The organism is Streptomyces sp. BBFR51 (assembly GCF_044591655.1).
Taxonomy (GTDB): Bacteria; Actinomycetota; Actinomycetes; order Streptomycetales; family Streptomycetaceae; genus Streptomyces.
Map to the genome: position 1 here is coordinate 6344077 of NZ_CP172448.1, position 18537 is coordinate 6362613.

Here is an 18537-nt window from a genome sequence, read left to right on the forward strand (position 1 = left end):
TTTAGCTTCGTCCGGGCTGTTCGTCAGGCAGTGCGCCGCACCCGCGGCACCGGACAGTCATCGCCGAGTCCCCGTACGGCGCGAGCCAGGGGAGCCGGGGACCCAACGCAGTCCCTGGGGTGAATCGGACGCCCGCGCGCACGGCGAGGGTGTCCGTAGGAGACCTTCCACCTCCGAACCCGTCAGCTAACCCGGTAGGCGAGAGGGAAGGAAAGGACCAGCCTCTACATGGCGTTCACGCGCGCCACCGGGAAGCACCGCCGTACCGGCCGGGTGCACCGCACCACCGCCCGCGCGGCGGGTGTCGCGGCCCTCGCCACCACCGGCGTCGTCGGCACCCTCGCGGCTCCGGCGCTCGCCGCCGAGCCCGCGGTGGAGCAGAGCGGAATCACCCCGGTCATCACCATCGGCGACTCCATAGCCGACGAGATCGACGCCCAGGCCGTCGCCCAGGAGCAGGCCGCCGTGGACGCCGCGGCCCGCGAGGCGGCCCAGGAGGCGGCCCGCGAGCGGGCGGCCGAGGCGGCCAAGGAGGCGCGCGAGGCCAAGGAGCGCGCCGCGCGGGAGGCGGAGCGCAAGCGCCTCAACACCTTCGTCGCGCCGATCACCGCCTCCTACGTCTCCACCGCGTACCAGGCCGGCAGCTCCCTGTGGTCCTCCGGCAGCCACACCGGCATCGACTTCCACGCCTCCAGCGGCACCTCCGTGCACGCGGTCGGCGTCGGCACCGTCGTCGAGGCCGGCTGGGGCGGGGCGTACGGCAACCAGGTCGTGATCAAGATGCACGACGGCACGTACACGCAGTACGGGCACCTGTCGTCCATCGGTGTCTCGGTCGGCCAGTCGGTCGAGCCCGGTCAGCAGATCGGCCTCTCCGGCGCCACCGGCAACGTCACCGGACCGCACCTGCACTTCGAGGCCCGTACGAGCCCCGATTACGGCTCGGACATGGACCCCGTCGCCTACCTCCGCTCCCACGGCGTGGACGTCTGACGCCGACGTCCCGGCACGGACGTCACGGCACGGACGTCGCGCACCCGAGAGCCCCGGCTTCCCGAGCCGGGGCTTTCGCATTCCGTCCTCCGGCGGGGGTGCCCCATGTCCGAAAGGCATCCACGAAATCCGTCCCGCCGTCGGAATATCCGCTTGATTGGCCTAGAGTCGCTGAACACGCGTCAATCGTCGACGTTTCACGGGGATTAAGGCGGAGGTCGGGCATGCGTATTCCGGCGCATTCGGTGTGTACGGCGATCCGGGACGACATCGTCGCGGGCGTCCACGGGCGCGGGAGCCGGCTCACGGAGGAACTCCTCGCCCGCCGCTACGGCGTCTCCCGCGTCCCCGTCCGCGAGGCCCTGCGCACCCTGGAGGCCGAGGGCTTCGTGGTGACCCGGCGGCACGCGGGCGCGTGCGTGGCGGAACCGACCGAGCAGGAGGCCGCCGACCTGCTGGAGACGCGCACGCTCCTGGAGCCCCTCGGCGCCTCCCGGGCCGCCCGGCGGCGCACCGAGGCCCACCTCAAGGTGTTGCGCGGACTGGTCAGGCTGGGGCAGGAGCGCGCCAGGCAGGGCACCTTCGAGGACCTGCGCTCCCTGGGCGGCTGGTTCCACGAGACCCTCGCCCAGGCGGCCGGCAGCCCCTCGCTGACCGCGCTGCTGACCCAGCTGCGGCACAAGATCGCCTGGATGTACGTCGTCGAGGTGCCGGCCGGGCCGGTGGAGTACTGGGCCGAGCACGGGGCGATCGTCGACGCGGTGGCCCGGGGCGACGGCGATCGCGCGCGGGCGCTCATGACGCTGCACACCGAACGGTCGGCGCCGGCGCACCGGCTGCGATTCGCCTCCGACGGCGGGCGGCCGGACCGTGTGAGGAAATCGCAACGTCCCGTAAACATGCCGAGCCTGCGCCATTAACAAGGGTGCCGTATACAGAGAGGAGGAAATTCGGGGCCCTTTTTCTGCTGCCCGCAAGGAGCCTTTTCTGCTGCCGCAAAGAAACGGGCAATCGGATCGGGAAAGCGGATCGGGAAAGCGAAAGGCCCGCCCGGTGGGTCCGGGCGGGCCTTTCGATTCCGCTGTCCGTCAGACGGTCTCGGGAAGCTCCTCGAGCCCCTCGGCGACCAGCTTGGCCAGCCGGTCCAGGGCGGCTTCCGCGCCCTCGGCGTCGGAGGTGAGGACGATCTCCTCGCCTCCCTGGGCGCCGAGGCCGAGGACGGCCAGCATGGAGGCCGCGTTGACGGGGGACCCGTCGGCCTTGGCGATCGTCACCGGGACGCCTGTGGCCGTGGCGGCTCGGACGAAGATGGAGGCGGGGCGGGCGTGGAGACCCTCGGCCCAGCCGACGTTGACGCGGCGCTCAGCCATGTGATGCTGCCCTTCAGGTGTTCAGAGGGGTGAAGTTGTCTAGACCAGTCTTGTCTAGACCAGTTTCCCACATCGTGAAGCATGCCGGGACGGCCCTGTGCCGCCCCGGGCGATCGTCGGACCGCGGCCTCGGTCCGAGCTCTCGCCCCCACAGACTGCCCCGCGCCGTTGTCGTACGCGAGCCGTACTCTGGGGCCCATGCAGACCTCGTCGGACCGGCACGAGTATCCCGCCCACTGGGAAGCCGACGTGGTGCTGCGCGACGGCGGCACCGCGCGCGTCCGCCCCATCACCGTTGATGACGCCGAGCGCCTGGTCAGCTTCTACGAGCAGGTTTCCGACGAGTCGAAGTACTACCGCTTCTTCGCGCCGTACCCTCGCCTGTCCGCCAAGGACGTCCACCGCTTCACGCACCACGACTTTGTGGACCGGGTGGGACTCGCGGCCACCATCGGCGGCGAGTTCATCGCCACCGTACGCTACGACCGGATCGGCGCCGGCGGAACGCCCGCCTCGGCACCGGCCGACGAGGCCGAGGTCGCCTTCCTCGTCCAGGACGCGCACCAGGGCCGCGGCGTCGCCTCCGCGCTCCTGGAGCACATCGCCGCCGTCGCCCGCGAGCGCGGCATCCGCCGCTTCGCCGCCGAGGTGCTGCCCGCCAACAACAAGATGATCAAAGTCTTCATGGACGCCGGGTACACCCAGAAGCGGAGCTTCGAGGACGGTGTGGTCCGCCTGGAGTTCGATCTGGAGCCCACCGACCGCTCGCTCGCCGTGCAGTACGCGCGCGAGCACCGCGCCGAGGCCCGTTCCGTCCAGCGGCTGCTGCAACCGGGCTCGGTCGCGGTCGTCGGCACCGGCCGCACAGCGGGCGGCGTCGGCCGCAGCATCCTCGACAACGTCCGGGACGCGGGCTACACGGGGCGCCTGTACGCCGTGAACAGGGCCTTCCCCGAGGACATGAAGGAGCTCGACGGGGTTCCGGCGTGCCGCTCCGTGCGCGACATCGACGGGCCCGTCGACCTCGCCGTCGTCACCGTCCCCGCCGAACACGTCCCCGACGTCGTCACCGAGTGCGGCGAGCACGGAGTGCAGGGCCTGGTGGTGATCTCCGCCGGATACGCCGACAGCGGCCCCGAGGGACGCGAACGCCAGCGCGCCCTCGTGCGGCACGCGCGCACGTACGGCATGCGGATCATCGGGCCCAACGCCTTCGGGATCATCAACACCTCCCCGGACGTGCGGCTCAACGCCTCCCTCGCCCCCGAGATGCCGCGCCCCGGCCGGATCGGCCTGTTCGCCCAGTCCGGCGCCATCGGCATCGCCCTGCTGTCCCGGCTGCACCGGCGCGGCGGCGGGGTCACCGGCGTCACCGGCGTGTCGACCTTCGTCTCCTCTGGCAACCGGGCCGACGTCTCCGGCAACGACGTCCTCCAGTACTGGTACGACGACCCGCAGACCGACGTCGCGCTGATGTACCTGGAGTCCATCGGCAACCCCCGCAAGTTCACCCGCCTGGCCCGGCGCACCGCGGCCGTCAAGCCGCTGGTCGTGGTGCAGGGCGCCCGGCACGGCGGCGTGGCACCGCAGGGGCACGCGGTGCGGGCGACGCGGCTGCCGCACGCGACGGTCTCCGCGCTGCTGAGGCAGGCCGGCGTGATCCGCGTCGACACGATCACCGACCTGGTCGACGCGGGGCTGCTCCTCGCCCGCCAGCCGCTGCCGACCGGGCCGAGGGTGGCCATCCTGGGCAACTCCGAGTCACTGGGACTCCTCACGTACGACGCGTGCCTCTCAGAGGGGCTGCGACCGCACCCTCCCCTGGACCTGACGACGGCGGCTTCGGCCGACGACTTCCACGCGGCCCTGTCCCGGGCCTTGGCCGACGACACCTGCGACGCGGTGGTGGTGACCGCCATCCCGACCGTGGGGGAGGGGTCGGCCGGGGACGCCGCGCTGGCGGAGGCCCTGCGCTCGGCTGCCGGCGCGGTGCCCGCCAAGCCGGTCCTCGTGGTCCACGTGGAGCTGGGCGGACTGGCGGAGGCCCTGTCGGCGGCGGCGAGCACCGCCCCCCAGGCCGCGCCGATCCCCGCCGAGAAGCCCGCGCCGGCCGCTCCGGTACCGCCCTCGCCGCCCTCGCCGGCAGGGTCCTCGCCTGCCGCCTCGGCGCCGGACGCGCCTGCCGCCCCGGCGCAGCGCCCGCCCGACGCCCCGGCACAATCCGCGCCTGCCGCTCCGGTACCGCCCTCGCCCGTCGCTCCGGCGCAGCCCGCGCCTGCCACCCCGGCACAGTCACCGCCCTTCACCTCGACCCAGCGCACCCCCGGCGTGCGGGCCCCGGAAGGCGCGCACCTCATCCCCGCCTACCCCGCCGCCGAGCGCGCGGTCCGGGCCCTCGGTCAGGCGGTCGCCTACGCCCAGTGGCGACGCGACGCCGCCGACCCCGGCAAGGTGCCGGAGTACGAGGACATCGACGAGAAGGGCGCCGCCGAGCTGATAGCCGGACACCTCGCGCGCGGGCAGGGGCTCACCCTCGGCACCCAGGAGACCTGCGACCTGCTCGGCAGGTACGGCGTCCACGTCCACCGCGCCCTGCCCGCCCCCACCCCCGACGACGCCGCGGCCGCCGCGCGGACCATCGGCTACCCCGTGGCCCTCAAGGCGACCGCCCCGCACCTGCGCCACCGCGCCGACCTGGGCGGCGTACGCCTGGACCTCGCGGACGAGGAGCAACTGCGGCGGGCCTACGCCGAGTTGGCCGAGCTGTTCGGGAAGCCCGCCGAGCTGCGCCCCGTAGTGCAGGGCATGGCACCGCGCGGCGTCGACACGGTGGTGCGGGCGGTCATCGACCCGGCGGCGGGCGCGGTGCTCTCCTTCGGACTCGCGGGTGCCGCCACCCAGCTGCTCGGCGACGTGGCGCACCGGCTGATCCCGGTCACCGACCGCGACGCCACCTCACTCATCCGCTCGATCCGCACGGCGCCGCTCCTCTTCGGCTGGCGCGGCTCGGCCCCGGTCGACGCCGCCGCCCTGGAGGAGCTGCTGCTGCGGGTCTCCCGGCTGGTCGACGACCACCCGGAGGTCGTGGCGGTCACCCTGGAGCCGGTCGTGGTGGCCCCGCGCGGTCTGAGCGTCCTCGGTGCCTCCGTCCGCCTCGCGCCCCCGCCCGCCAGGGACGACCTGGGCCCACGGACCCTGCCGGCCTACTGACCCTCCAGTGCCCGGCCACTGCCCGGCGACGGCCCGGCCACTGCCCGGCCACTGCCCGGCCGGACCCGGTGACGGCCCGGCCGCGGCCCGGGACGGGTACCGCAGGAGCGTGCCTCGCAGTCAGTGGGTCCCCGTAGGATGGACGGCATGGCCAAGACCAGTACGACGACCCAGGGGCTGCGAGCGGCGATCGAGCGCAGCGGCTACTACCCGGCCCTCGTGGCCGAGGCGGTGGAGGCCGCCGTGGGCGGCGAGCCCGTGCGGTCGTACCTGGTCCATCAGGAGACGACGTTCGACCAGAACGAGGTGCGCCGGCACGTGACCGTGCTGGTGCTGACCGGCAACCGCTTCATCGTCAGCCACACCGACGAGCAGGCCGCCGACGACACCTCCCCGACGCCGTACGCCACGACGTCCACGGAGTCCGTCAAGCTCGGCCGGATCTCGTCCATCGTCGTGAGCCGTGTCGTCGCCAACCCGGAGCAGTACAAGCCGGGCACGCTGCCCCGCGAGATCGTGCTGACCATCGGCTGGGGCGCCGTGTCCCGCCTCGACCTCGAGCCGGCCGCCTGCGGCGACCCCAACTGCGAGGCCGACCACGGCTACACGGGCAGTTCGACGGCCGACGACCTCAGCCTGCGCGTCAGCGAGGCGGGGGACGGTCCCGAGACGGTGCGCCAGGCGCTGAGCTTCGCGCAGGCCCTCTCCGAGGCGACCGCGGACTCCACCCGCTGATGGCGCAGCACACCGCCTGGGACACCCACCCGGAACCGCTCCCCGTCGACTCCGCCCCCGTACCCGAGTACGGCACGGGCTCGCTCGCCGACCTCCTGCCCACCCTGGCCGCCGGCCTCGGCGTCCCCGGTATGACCGCCGGGATCACTGAACTGACCCCGGCCGACCGGAACTGCGTGTTTCTGATCGACGGCCTCGGCTGGGAGCAACTGCGCGCGCACCCGGACGACGCCCCCTTCCTCACCTCCCTCCTGGACACCTCGCGCGGCGGCACCGGACGCCCGATAACCGCCGGCTACCCGGCGACCACGGCGACCTCCCTCGCCTCCGTCGGCACCGGTCTGCCGCCCGGCGCCCACGGCCTGCCCGGCTACACCGTGCGCAATCCGGACACCGGCGCGCTGATGAACCAGCTGCGCTGGCAGCCGTGGACCGCGCCCGGCCCCTGGCAGCCGTACCCCACCGTCTTCCAGCTCGCCCACGAGGCGGGTGTGCACGCCGCGCAGGTCTCCTCCCCGACCTTCGCCAACACCCCGCTGACCAAGGTCGCGCTCAGCGGCGGCGAGTTCCACGGCCGGCTGTCCGGCGAGGACCGGATGGACTGCGCCGCCGAGCAGCTGGCGGGCGCCGACCGCGCCCTCGTCTACACGTACTACGCCGAGGTCGACGGCGCCGGTCACCGCTTCGGCGTCGACTCCGACACCTGGCGCGGCCGGCTCGGGCACGTCGACCGGCTCGTCCAGCGCCTCGCCGAGCGGCTGCCGCCGCGCAGTGCCCTGTACGTCACGGCCGACCACGGCATGATCGACGTGCCCTTCGACGAGGACCACCGCATCGACTTCGACGAGGACTGGGAGCTGAAGGCGGGCGTCGCGCTCCTCGGCGGCGAGGGCCGCGCCCGGCACGTCTACGCCGTCCCCGGCGCGCACAACGACGTGCTGACCTGCTGGCGCGAGGTGCTCGGCGAGCAGTTCTGGGTGGCGTCCCGGGACGAGGCGATCGCGGCGGGCTGGTTCGGTCCCCGCATCGACGACCGGGTGTACGGCCGCATCGGCGACGTGGTCGCCGCCGCGCGCGACGACGTGCTGCTCATCGCCTCCGAGCGTGAACCGAAGGAGTCGGCGATGGTCGGCAACCACGGTTCGATGACCCCTGCCGAGCAGCTCGTCCCCCTGCTCGAAGTACGCTCCTGACGCTCTGCCGCACGCCCCGACCCCGTTGCCGAAAGGTGCTCAACCCCTCATGCCCGAGCTGGTGTTCTTCTCCGGAACGATGGACTGCGGGAAGTCGACACTGGCTCTCCAGATCGAGCACAACCGCTCGGCGCGCGGACTGGCCGGCATGATCTTCACCCGCGACGACCGCGCCGGCGAGGGCAAGCTCTCCTCGCGCCTGGGTCTGGTCACCGACGCGGTGGAGGTCGGGGACGGCCAGGACCTCTACGCCCACGTCGTCGACCACCTCTCGCAGGGCGGGCGCGTGGACTACGTGATCGCGGACGAGGCGCAGTTCCTGGCGCCGGACCAGATCGACCAGCTCGCGCGCGTGGTCGACGACCTCGACGTCGACGTGTACGCCTTCGGCATCACCACCGACTTCCGCTCCAAGCTCTTCCCCGGCTCCCAGCGCCTGATCGAACTCGCCGACCGCGTCGAGGTGCTCCAGGTCGAAGCCCTGTGCTGGTGCGGCTCCCGCGCCACGCACAACGCCCGCACCGTGGGCGGCGTCATGGTCGTCGAGGGCGCCCAGGTGGTCGTCGGCGACGTCGCCCAGTCTCCCGACGAGATCGGCTACGAGGTGCTGTGCCGACGTCACCACCGCCGCCGCATGACGAGCGCTTCCGCCCGTGCCGGCGCGCTCTCGCCGGACGTCCTGCCGGTCCCGCCTGCCTGAGCGTTCGGCCGAACAGGCCGCGGTTCACTGTGCCCGTGGTCCGGCGGACGGCCTCTCCGTCCCCGCCGGGTGGTATAGGACGCAACCCAGCGCGTACAGGCGCCGTTCACACGGCGGGCGGCAGCCACCTCCCTGGGCGACCGTCCCAGGTACGCACTGCCCGTCCCACCCCAACCGAGCCCGGCCACCAGCCGGTACGGCCCGACCTGCTCCGGGTCGGTCGCCCGCAGCGCCGCGAACGCCTCCACCCGTCCCTTCTCCCTCCCGAACGGGACCAGCCGGGAATCGAGGGGGCATGACTCACAGGGAACGGAACTGACTTTACAACCGGTGCCCGCAGCGAGGTCTGGTGTGATGCTGTGACGGGCGCCCGCCCCTGATTGGTGCAGGGGCGGGCGTCGCATCCACTCAGGCCTGGTTCAGCCGGCGCAGACGGTGAAGCTGACCGTGTCGCCCTTCTTGACGGTCTTCGGGGCGTGCGGAGACACGCCGAGCACCGAGCCCGGCTTGCAGCCCTTGACGGCCTTCTTGGTGACGGTGCCGAGCTTCGTCTGGGTCTTCTCCATGTACGTCTTGGCCTGGTCCAGGCTCCAGCCCGCAAAGTCGATCGGGACGCTGTCGCCGTCGGAGAAGAGGTACAGCATGGTGGTGGCGTCGCTCTTGGCGGCCGTGCTGGTGGCCGCCGGGGTCGAGCTGCTGCTGCCGCCGACCGAGGTCGCCAGGGCCGTACCCCCGCCCGCCGCGATGAGTGCGGCGGCGACGGCGGCAATGCCGAGGGTGCGCCTGCGCCGGGTGCGGCGCAGGATCTGGGGCGCGTCGAAGTCGGGAGCCTCGGCGGAGTTCGCGAATCGGTTCATGGCGTTCATCAGTTCCTCTTCGAAGGGTGTGCAGCCGGAAGGCCGTACGTCGTCGTGCGAGGTCACCGGATTCCTTCCGTCTGCTGCTGTGGTGAGGGGGCGGAGAGTGCGGGGATCTCGTTTCTGAGCTTCTCGATCCCGCGAGTGAGCTGGGAGCGCACTGTGCTGGGCGATATGTCCAGATCGGCTGCGATCTCGCTGTCGGAGAGGTCGTGGAAGTACTTCAACACCACGACCGTGCGCATCCGCATGGGCAGTTGTTGCAGAGCGCGCACCAACTGGTCCCGGTTGTCCACCTGGCCGAACACGTCTCCCGGGGCGGCCTTGTCTCCGCTTTCCGAATCGGAGGTCGTGACCAGGCGGCGGAACCTGCGCCAGCGGTCGTTGGCCAGGTTCACCATGATCCGCCGCACGTAGAGGTCCGGAGCGTCCTTCCCGGCGATGGTGCGCCATTTGCGGCAGGCCCGCTCCAGGGTCTCCTGGACCAGGTCCTCCGCCGCGTCACGGTTGCCCGTCAGAACGAAGGCGCCCCGGAACAGCGCGGTTGACCTCGCGGCGACGAAAGCCTGAAAGTCCGCCTCCATGTGCTCCTCCCTTCCTGTCACCCTTCCTCGACGTGGACACCGCCCCATCTGCTGCACGGCCCCACTGAGACCTGGGTCACAGGTGTCGCGTTCGTGGACAGTCCCGGCCGCCCGGCCGCACCTGACGGCAGTGCTGAAACGGGCAGGTCTCGTTTTCAGACCGTATGAGAAATCGATTTCACTCCTTCCAGGGCGGTCGGTGCGTGCAGGATCTGTGATCATCCGCCGGTGTTCCTGTCGTCCTTGCCGTGGCCATTGACGACGTGGAGGACGCTTCCTACCCTCTGGTGAAATCGTTTTCTCGGTTCTGGCGGTGCTTGCTCATGAACGTTCACGCGGCCGGGGACCACCCGGCACTGTTGAGCCTGAAGGGCGTCTCCAAGGGGTTCCCCGGTGTCCAGGCGCTCCAGGACATGCGGCTCGAGCTCAGGAGCGGCGAAGTGCTCGCACTCGTCGGCGAGAACGGGGCCGGCAAGTCCACGCTCATGAAGGTGCTTTCAGGCATCCACACCCCGGACGCGGGGGAGTTCTCCCTCGACGGCAGCCCGGTCCGCATCGAGAGCCCACGGCATGCCCAGCGGCTGGGCATCAGCATCATCCACCAGGAGTTCAACCTGATGCCCGACCTCACGGTCGCGCAGAACGTCCTCATCGGGCGCGAGCCCCGCGGCAGGCTCCTGCTGCGGGAGAGGGCACTCAACGACAGGGCGAGGGAGCTGACGGAGCAGCTCGGGCTGCCGCTCGAGCCGCAGTGGCGCGTCGGTGACCTCACCGTGGCGCAGCAGCAGATGACCGAGATCGCCAAGGCGCTGTCGTACGACGCCAGAGTGCTGATCATGGACGAGCCGACGGCCGCCCTGAACGATGCGGAGGTGGCGGCGCTGCATGCCCTGATCGGCAGGTTCGTCGGGCCGGGCAGGGGCGTCATCTACATCTCGCACCGCATGGACGAGCTGAAGGCGGTCTCCGACCGCGTCACCGTCATCCGCGACGGGCGTTACGTCACGACCCTGGACACCGCGGACACCACGACGCCCGAGGTGATCACCCACATGGTGGGCCGTGAACTCAAGGCGGACGCGGGCCCCGAAGGCGTCCACGGCGACCGCGAGGCGGTCCTGGCCGTCGAAGGGCTGACGACCAGGGCGCTGCTCCGCGATGTCTCGTTCGAGGTGAGGAAGGGGGAGATCCTCGGCCTCGCCGGGCTGATGGGATCGGGCCGCACCGAGGTCGCCCGCGCCGTCGTCGGCGCCGATCCCGTGGAGTCCGGCACCCTCACGCTGCACGGTCGCCCGGTGAAGATCAAGAACCCGGCGGACGCCGCCCGGCACCGCATCGGCTACCTCTCCGAGGACCGCAAACGCCTCGGTCTGATGCTGGACGCCGACGTGGCCACCAACATCGGCCTCAGCTCGCTCGGCGACCGCTTCCAGTCGTACGGCTTCGTCAAGGACGGCGCGCTCCGGGAAACCGCCCGTGACCTGGTGGGCTCCCTGCGTATCAAGACCCCCTCGCTGAAACAGACGGTCAAGCACCTCTCCGGCGGCAACCAGCAGAAGGTGGTCATCGCCAAGTGGCTCGCCAAGGACTGCGACGTCCTCATCGTCGACGAGCCGACGCGCGGCATCGACGTGGGCGCCAAGGAGGAGATCTACGACCTGCTCAACGAACTGGCGAGCCAGGGCAGGTCGATCGTCATGATCTCCTCCGAACTCCCCGAAGTGCTGCGGATGTCGCACCGCGTGATCGTCATGAGCGAGGGCCGGATCACCGGGGAGCTCCCGGCGGGCGAGGCCACGCAGGAAGCGGTCATGCACTACGCGACCCTGCGGCCCGACGCGGTCGGCACGGCCGCCGACCCGCCCGGGGACGCCTGAGACCCGGCCGGACGGCACCAGCCCCTGCCGCCGGAGACCGCCTGCCCCCGAGGCCCGTGCACGCAGACAGGAAAGAAGCGACATGACAGCCCCCACCACGGCCACCGCCCCGCAGCGGCCCGACGGACCGGCCGGGCCCGGCGCCGTACGCGCGACACTGACAGGCAGGTTCCAGCAGATGCTGGCGTTCGCGAGCCTGATCGCGATCTTCGTGTTCTTCGCCTTCGCGAGCCCGCACTTCCTCAACTACAGCAACGTCACCTCGATGCTGTTCTCCACGGTGGTGATCGGGACACTCGCCCTCGGCGTCACCTTCGTCATCGTCGCCGGTGGCATCGACCTGTCCGTCGGCACCGGGATGGCGCTGACCGCCGTGATGTCCGGGGTGTTCATCACGGACATGGGACTGCCCGTCGTCGTCGGCGTGCTCGGCGCGATCCTCTTCGGCGGGCTCATCGGTCTGGTCAACGGAGTCAACGTCACCTTCCTCAAACTGCCGCCGTTCATCGCGACGCTGGCGATGATGCTGGTCGCCCAGGGACTCGCGCTGGTGATCTCCGGCAGCGCCCCGATCTACTTCGCCGACGACACCGGCTACACGGAGATCTCCACCGGCAGCATCATCCCGGGCGCCGACTTCCCGAACGCCGTCCTCATCCTGGCCGCCGCCGCGATCCTGGCGGGCATCGTCCTCAACCGCACGCTCCTCGGCCGCTACACCTACGCGATCGGCAGCAACGAGGAGGCCACCTCCCTCTCCGGCATCGACGTGCGGAAGTGGAAGATCGTCGTGTACGTCATCTCCGGGCTCTTCATCGGACTGGCGGGCGTCCTGATCTCCGCCCGGCTCGGCTCGGCCCAGCCCGCGACCGGCATGGGCTACGAACTCCAGGCGATCGCCGCGGTCGTCATCGGCGGTACCTCGCTCTCGGGCGGCAAGGGCTCGATCGTCGGCACGGTCATCGGCGCCCTGATCATCTCGGTGCTCAACAACGGACTGCAGATCACCGCCGTCCCGCAGGAGTGGCAGAACGTCATCCTCGGCTGCGTGATCGTCGCCGCGGTCTACGCGGACATGGCGAGGAAGCGCACGGCGGCCTGACGCCCGACGAGCCATCGACACGCGGAAGGGAAGCACCCACGCCATGAAGCCGAACCGACGCCGCACGCGCAGCACCACCCACGCCGTGCGGGCCGCCGCAGCGGCGCTCACCCTGGCCCTCGCCGCCTCCGCCACCGCCTGCGGAGGACAGGCGGACGGCGAGGACGGCAAGCCGTACATCGCCATCGTCTCCAAGGGATTCCAGCAGCAGTTCTGGCAGGCGGTGAAGGAGGGCGCCGAGCGCGAGGCGAAGAAGCAGGGCGTCACCATCAGCTTCGAGGGCCCGGCCACGGAGACCGAGGTCGAGGCACAGGTCAACATGGTCGCCAACAGCCTGGGCAAGAAGCCCGACGCGATCGGCCTGGCCGCCCTGGACTCCCGGGCCGTGGAACCGTCGCTCAAGCAGGCCGAGCGTGACGGGGTCCCGGTCATCGCCTTCGACTCGGGGGTCGACAGTGACATCCCGCTGACCACGGCGGCGACCGACAACAAGGCCGCCGCTGCCGAGGCCGCCGAGCACATGGCCGAGGCCCTGGGCGGCAAGGGCAAGGTCGCGATGGTCGTGCACAGCCAGACCAGCGGCTCCGGCATCGACCGCCGCGACGGCTTCGCCGACTGGATGCGTGAGCACGCCCCCGGCATCGAACTGCTGCCCGTCCAGTACGGCGGCGGAGACCAGACCAAGTCCGCGGACATCACCAAGGCCATCATCGCCGGCAACCCCGAGGTCAAGGGCGTGTACGGCTCCAACGAGGGCTCCGCCATGGGCGTCATCCAGGGCGTCAAGGAGAGCGGCAGGACGGACATCACCTCGATCGGCTTCGACTCGGGCCAGGGCCAGATCAACGCGATCAACGAGGGCCGGATGCTGGGCGCCATCACCCAGAACCCGATCAGGATCGGCGAACAGGTCGTCGCCTCCGCCGTCAAGGCCATCAAGGGCGAGGAACTGCCCAAGGTGATCGACACGGGCTACTTCTGGTACGACGAGAACAACATCGACTCGCCCCGCATCCGCCCGGTGCTGTACCACTGACCGGCCGGCGGCACCGCCGGATCCCTCGCCGAACAACTGATCGACAGTGCGGCTGATCCGGCTATGATCCTCCACGGCAAGACCGTGGCGCAGAGGTCGAGCGGCCCCGTTCTTCCACGCCGACGGCCGACCGCGCCGCGGCGACGAGCTGCCCACGGCCGATCCCGGTCCGGGCGACGCGGCGGCATGGTCCGAATGGGTCACCCTGCTGCACCACGAGGGCGAGGTCGAAGCGGCCTTCGCCGCGGCCGGGCTCGAGGTCGACCTCGAGCCCCCGAGCGTCCCCGGGTGGTACCGGACGGACCCGAAACCGCAGTTCCGCAGGTGCCCGCTCGATCTCACCCGCCTGGAGCGCGAAGTCCGCCGCCTGGTGGACGCGGGGGTCGGCGAGCGCTTCCTCGTCGCGGGCGACTGGCGCACGCACGTCCTGCTGGAGCCGACGGCCCGCGGTCCCCGGGCCGGACTACGGGTGAGCATCGTCCACCGGACGAGGTGAAGGACGTGCCCTTCCTGGCCGAAGCGCTCTGGCGCAGGCTCCCCGACCTCGACCTGATGCGCGTCGGCGGAGTCGAGCCGGAGCACCTGCATCCACTGGTCCGCGAGGCGCTCTTCCCTGCCCTCCGGGTCCCCGACGGGACCGTCGGTCCGCCCGGCCCCACCGCCCCCGCACCCGTCCGGGAGCGCTGCCGCGGTGAGGTGAGTGGCACGAGGTGGGATTCCGCCCGGGCGGCCTGCTCCACATACCGCACAGCGACGAGGAGCGACGGCGCGAGCAGGCCCTGCGCGCGTTCGGCGGTGCAGTCCCCGGGTGCTTCGCCGTCCAGCAGACGTGGACGCCGGGCAGCGGCCGGCTGCCGAAGGCCCTGCGCGCCCAGCAGCGGGACCTGTTCCTGCGCGCCCAGCACGGCGACACCGCCGGCGTACTCGAACTCCTCGACGCGGGCATGGATCCCTGCGCGGCGTCTTCCTGCCCAGCCTGCGCCGTCCGCTGCCCCGGGTGGCCCTCGTCGTCGACACCTCGGGGTCGATGGGCGACGCCGAACTCGCGGCCGCCCTGGGCGAGATCACGGGGCGTACTGCGCGAGGTCGGCGTACGCGGCAACCGCGTCACCGTCCTCGTCTGCGACGCGACGTGCACGCCGTGTCCCGGGTGACGTCCACCGCGCAGACTCGGCGGCGGTGGCGGCACGGGCATGCGCGTCGGCATCGAGGCCGCCCTCATGGCGCGCGACCGCGCGACCATCGTCGTCGTCCTCACCGACGGTTTCACGCCCTGGCCCGCCGAGACCCCGTCCTGCCGCCTCGTCGCGGCCCTGATCGGCCCCGAGACGCCCCGGCCCCCGGGCTGGGGGAGACGGTACGCATCCCCGTGGGATCCCCCGGGTAGCGGCGGGCCGGTCATCCGGTGCGCGGCCTGCCGGACTCCCCGACGGACGTCACCTCGCGCTGTGCAGCAGCGCGAACCGCGCCCCCTCCGGATCCGCCACCGTCGCGACCCGGCCGTACGACATGTCCTGGACGGGCCCCAGGACATGCCCGCCCAGCGCGACGAGCCGCTCCAGGGACTCGTCCGCGTCGGCCACCTCGAAGTACGTCACCCAGTGCGGTCCCCGGTCGCGGGGCAGGGTGTTGCCGACGCCGTGGATGCCGGCGACGGGGCGGCCGTCGAGGCGCAGGGTGACGTAGTCGACGTCGGCGGAGACGTCCGGTTCCAGTTCGAAGCCGAACACCGTCTCGTAGAACTTGGCGACGCCCGCCGTCTCGTACGTCATCAGTTCGTTCCACGCCGGTGTGCCGGGTACGCCCGTGACGGCGGTGCCGAGGTGTGCGGCGGCCTGCCAGACGCCGAAGACGGCGCCCGACGGATCGGAGCCGATGGCCAGGCGGCCGGCCTCGCCGGCGTCCAGCGGACCCACGCCGAGCGTGCCGCCGCACAGACGTACCGTTTCGGACGTCCGGTTCACGTCGTCGGAGGCGAAGTAGGGCGTCCAGGCGATGGGGAGCTGCCGGTCCGGGGGCAGTTGGCCGATTCCCGCCACCTCGTGCCCGTCGAGCAGGGCCCGTGCGTAGGGGCCCAGTTGCTGCGGGCCGGGCTGGAACTCCCAGCCGAACAGGGCTCCGTAGAAGTCGTGGGTCGCGGCCGGCCCGTGCACCATCAGACTCACCCAGCAGGGTGTGCCGGGCGTGTGCCGGGCGTTCGTCTCGCCGTCCCGGCCGGCCGACCCCCTTGCGTCGGTCATCGTCACTCTCTTCTCGGCCCTGCGCGGGCCGTGCGTCCGCTTCCGCCTGACCAAATCCGCTCCGACGGACCTCCGCGCCGATACCGGCACCGGACCCGGGCCGCGCGCTCCGGGCGGGCCCGTGGGGCAGCCCGGCTGCCCGGCCGGTACAGCATGTGCCCGAACCCGTACGCCTCGTGATCGGTACTGTCCGGCGGGCAGAGTAGCCCGACATCGGCGCCTCGGCCACTCGGTACGCCAGGATGGGGCCATGAACGCCATCATCTCCGCATCCGAACTCGCGAACGAACTGGCGGGTGCCGCCCCGCCCGTGCTGCTCGACGTCCGCTGGCAGCTGAGCACGGCGAAGGCGGCCGGCGCTCCGCCCTTCGACGGCCGGGCCGAGTACGCGGCCGGGCATCTTCCCGGTGCCGTCTACGTCGACCTGGACAGGGAGCTCGCCTCCGCGCCCGGCGCGGGAGGCCGGCACCCGCTGCCCGACGTGGCCGAGTTCGGTGCGGCGATGCGCCGGGCGGGCGTGTCGTCCGGCCGTCCGGTCGTCGCCTACGACGGCGGACAGGGGTGGGCGGCGGCCCGCGCGTGGTGGCTGCTGCGCTGGACGGGTCACCCGAACGTGCGGGTCCTCGACGGCGGGTTGCCGGCCTGGGAGGCGCCGTTGTCGACGGACGTTCCGACCCCCGCGGAGGGCGACTTCGTGCCGGCGCCGGGTGCGGCGGGGCTGCTGGACGCGGACGGCGCCGCCGCGCTGGCCCGGTCCGGGGTGCTGTTCGACGCCCGCGCGGGGGAGCGCTACCGGGGCGAGGTCGAGCCGATCGATCCGGTCGGCGGTCACATTCCGGGCGCCGTGTCCGCGCCCACGACCGACAACGTGGCGTCGGACGGCCGCTTCCTGCCCGCCGAGGAACTCCGGGCGCGCTTCAAGACCTTGGGCGCCACGCAGGACGACGAGGTCGGCGTGTACTGCGGCTCGGGCGTGTCGGGTGCCCACGAGGTACTCGCGCTGGCGGTGGCGGGCATGCCGGCGGCGCTGTACGCGGGCTCGTGGTCGCAGTGGTCGTCGGATCCGTCGCGGCCGGTCGCGACGGGTCCGGACCCCCAATAGGCCCGGACCCCAGTAGGCCCGGACCCCAGTAGGCCCGGACCCCAGTAGGGCCGCACCCGCGGTCGGATCGATGAAGTGGCTGGGGCCGCGCCCATGTGGGTGCGGCCCCAGCCACTTCATCGAAGACTCGCTACTCCTGCTACTCGTGCTACTCCTGCTTCTTCCGCCGTGTCCCGAACACGATCTCGTCCCAGCTCGGCACCGCCGCGCGGCGACCCGGTCGGACCCCGTCGGCCTCGGCCTGTCGGTCGGTGGAGCCGGTGAGGCGGTCGCGGTGGCTGGCCACCGAGCGCGGCATGAGCACGTCGGCGTACGCGGAACCGGCCGACGCCGCGGGGGCGGGGGGCTCCTCCACCTCGGGCTCCTCGGCGGGCTCCTCCACCGGTTCCGGAGCGCGCTCGGGCACCACCAGGTCACCGCGGAAGCTCGGTACGGCCTCCAGCAGGCTGGTGAGCGAGTCGCGTTCGCGTTCGCGTTCGGCCGAGGCGGTGGCCGCGGTGTCGTCGGCCGGCTCGGACGGCGGCGGGGGCAGGCTCGGCCGTTCCCGCTGCTCCCGGTCGAGGGTGCGGTCCAGCGGCCGGTCGCGCGGCAGCCGGGCGATGCGCGGGACGAACGGGAAACTGGGCTCGGGCGCGGCGAGATCGTCGGATTCACCGATCAGCGCGCGCGCCTCCGCGTCGACGGCCTGGACGAGCCGCCGGGGCGGGTCGTATGTCCAGCTCGCCGAGTGCGGTTCGCCCGCGACCAGGTAGACCAGCAGAACTTCCCAGGTGCCGTCGTCGCGGCGCCAGGAGTCCCACTGGACGGTGTCCTTGTCGGCGCCGCGCAGCAGCAGCCGCTCCTGGACGGCCTCGCCGAGGGGTGGCCCGGAGTTCTCGCCGGGACGACGGACGGGGGTCTTGCGGGCCCGCTCCGCCATGAAGGCGCGCTCGGCCAGCACGGGGCCCTCGAAGCGCCGTACGCGATCGACGGGGATGCCGGCCATCTGCGCGACCTCTTCCGCGGTCGCGCCGGCACGTATACGTGCCTGAATGTCGCGGGGGCGGAGATGGCTCTCCACCTCGATCTCGATCTGGCCGAGGCGGGGACGGTCGCCGCGCACGGCGGCCCGGAGCCGCTCGTCGATCGGAAGCGTGTACTCCGTGCTGTCCGCAGCCTTCAGCACCAGCCGTGTGCCGTCATTCGAGACGGCCACGACACGCAGTTCGGGCATGGGGACCTCCCGGGTGGTGCCTGCCGACGTCACGTGCGTCGCTGCTTCCGCTCTGTCGAGTGTGACCTGCCCGGGTGCAGCCTGCCACAACCTTGCCGAGTTGCCCGGCGTGTCGGGCGCGGGCCCTGGATCGCCGTTATGGCACGGTTACCTATTCGCAACGCTGAGTGACCAACTCCATCACCCTGTGCAACTAGCCCCCTCCCGGCGGTCCTTCAAGGTTTCGGTCCCCTCGCAGGGGGACCGGCCCCAGGGCTCGCAACAGTACTCCATTCGGGCCACGTGCGTGGATTGGCGTGCCGCCCAACTTCTGGCAAGGGGTGAC

At 71.9% G+C, this 18537-nt stretch carries 17 protein-coding genes and 1 riboswitch; of the genes, 12 read left to right on the forward strand and 5 right to left on the reverse strand.

The window, feature by feature from the left end; all coding sequences use genetic code 11:
- Window positions 1-51: 51 nt before the first annotated feature.
- A riboswitch (cyclic di-AMP (ydaO/yuaA leader) is annotated at window positions 52-216 on the forward strand.
- Window positions 217-228: 12 nt separating this feature from the next.
- Window positions 229-993: a M23 family metallopeptidase gene (locus ACGH7X_RS29000; protein ID WP_399890148.1), complete on the forward strand. Its 765-nt coding sequence runs from the start codon at window positions 229-231 to the stop codon at window positions 991-993.
- A gap of 224 nt (window positions 994-1217) precedes the next feature.
- A complete protein-coding gene (locus tag ACGH7X_RS29005; RefSeq protein ID WP_399890150.1) occupies window positions 1218-1913 on the forward strand; it encodes a GntR family transcriptional regulator in 696 nt (231 codons plus the stop codon).
- A 168-nt stretch (window positions 1914-2081) separates the two neighbouring features.
- Here ACGH7X_RS29005 and ACGH7X_RS29010 read toward each other — a convergent pair whose 3' ends face one another.
- Complete coding sequence (locus tag ACGH7X_RS29010) at window positions 2082-2363, reverse strand: HPr family phosphocarrier protein (protein ID WP_399890153.1); 282 nt, start codon at window positions 2361-2363, stop codon at window positions 2082-2084.
- Between the two features lie 198 nt (window positions 2364-2561).
- Here ACGH7X_RS29010 and ACGH7X_RS29015 point away from each other — a divergent pair, with 198 nt between their 5' ends.
- The 4 genes from ACGH7X_RS29015 (at window position 2562) to ACGH7X_RS29030 (ending at window position 8201) form a co-directional block, all read left to right on the forward strand.
- Entirely contained in the window at window positions 2562-5573 is a 3012-nt protein-coding gene (locus tag ACGH7X_RS29015) for a GNAT family N-acetyltransferase (protein ID WP_399890156.1), read from the forward strand.
- Between the two features lie 138 nt (window positions 5574-5711).
- Window positions 5712-6308: a DUF5998 family protein gene (locus ACGH7X_RS29020; protein WP_399890159.1), complete on the forward strand. Its 597-nt coding sequence runs from the start codon at window positions 5712-5714 to the stop codon at window positions 6306-6308.
- Entirely contained in the window at window positions 6308-7501 is a 1194-nt protein-coding gene (locus tag ACGH7X_RS29025; RefSeq protein ID WP_399890162.1) for an alkaline phosphatase family protein, read from the forward strand. Before ACGH7X_RS29020 ends, ACGH7X_RS29025 begins: the two co-directional genes overlap by 1 nt.
- A gap of 49 nt (window positions 7502-7550) precedes the next feature.
- Window positions 7551-8201 carry a thymidine kinase gene (locus ACGH7X_RS29030; RefSeq protein ID WP_399890165.1) on the forward strand — a complete coding sequence of 217 codons (651 nt, stop codon included), beginning with the start codon at window positions 7551-7553 and terminating at the stop codon, window positions 8199-8201.
- A gap of 419 nt (window positions 8202-8620) precedes the next feature.
- On the opposite strand, the gene ACGH7X_RS29035 is transcribed toward ACGH7X_RS29030, so the two are convergent.
- Window positions 8621-9124 carry a PASTA domain-containing protein gene (locus tag ACGH7X_RS29035; protein ID WP_399890168.1) on the reverse strand — a complete coding sequence of 168 codons (504 nt, stop codon included), beginning with the start codon at window positions 9122-9124 and terminating at the stop codon, window positions 8621-8623.
- Window positions 9121-9642 carry a SigE family RNA polymerase sigma factor gene (locus ACGH7X_RS29040; protein WP_399890171.1) on the reverse strand — a complete coding sequence of 174 codons (522 nt, stop codon included), beginning with the start codon at window positions 9640-9642 and terminating at the stop codon, window positions 9121-9123. The genes ACGH7X_RS29035 and ACGH7X_RS29040 overlap by 4 nt, the downstream gene beginning before the upstream one ends.
- A 323-nt stretch (window positions 9643-9965) precedes the next feature.
- On the opposite strand from ACGH7X_RS29040, the gene ACGH7X_RS29045 reads away from it, so the two are divergent.
- From ACGH7X_RS29045 to ACGH7X_RS29065, 5 genes are all read left to right on the forward strand, one after another.
- Entirely contained in the window at window positions 9966-11519 is a 1554-nt protein-coding gene (locus ACGH7X_RS29045; RefSeq protein ID WP_399890174.1) for a sugar ABC transporter ATP-binding protein, read from the forward strand.
- Window positions 11520-11601: 82 nt separating this feature from the next.
- Window positions 11602-12621, forward strand: coding sequence for an ABC transporter permease (locus tag ACGH7X_RS29050; protein ID WP_399890177.1), 1020 nt, complete (start codon window positions 11602-11604; stop codon window positions 12619-12621).
- Window positions 12622-12664: 43 nt separating this feature from the next.
- Entirely contained in the window at window positions 12665-13657 is a 993-nt protein-coding gene (locus ACGH7X_RS29055) for an ABC transporter substrate-binding protein (RefSeq protein WP_399890180.1), read from the forward strand.
- A 370-nt stretch (window positions 13658-14027) separates the two neighbouring features.
- A complete protein-coding gene (locus ACGH7X_RS29060) occupies window positions 14028-14153 on the forward strand; it encodes a hypothetical protein (RefSeq protein WP_399890183.1) in 126 nt (41 codons plus the stop codon).
- Window positions 14154-14367: 214 nt separating this feature from the next.
- On the forward strand, window positions 14368-14811 hold the full coding sequence (locus ACGH7X_RS29065; protein ID WP_399890186.1) for a hypothetical protein: 444 nt from the start codon (window positions 14368-14370) through the stop codon (window positions 14809-14811).
- Between the two features lie 282 nt (window positions 14812-15093).
- Here ACGH7X_RS29065 and ACGH7X_RS29070 read toward each other — a convergent pair whose 3' ends face one another.
- Entirely contained in the window at window positions 15094-15897 is an 804-nt protein-coding gene (locus tag ACGH7X_RS29070; RefSeq protein ID WP_399890189.1) for a VOC family protein, read from the reverse strand.
- 250 nt (window positions 15898-16147) lie between these two features.
- Between ACGH7X_RS29070 and ACGH7X_RS29075 the strand changes: the two genes are divergently transcribed.
- A complete protein-coding gene (locus tag ACGH7X_RS29075) occupies window positions 16148-16999 on the forward strand; it encodes a sulfurtransferase (protein WP_399890192.1) in 852 nt (283 codons plus the stop codon).
- Window positions 17000-17147: 148 nt separating this feature from the next.
- Here ACGH7X_RS29075 and sepH read toward each other — a convergent pair whose 3' ends face one another.
- Window positions 17148-18212, reverse strand: a complete 1065-nt coding sequence (sepH, locus tag ACGH7X_RS29080) for a septation protein SepH (RefSeq protein ID WP_399890195.1) — start codon at window positions 18210-18212, stop codon at window positions 17148-17150.
- Window positions 18213-18537: the final 325 nt, after the last annotated feature.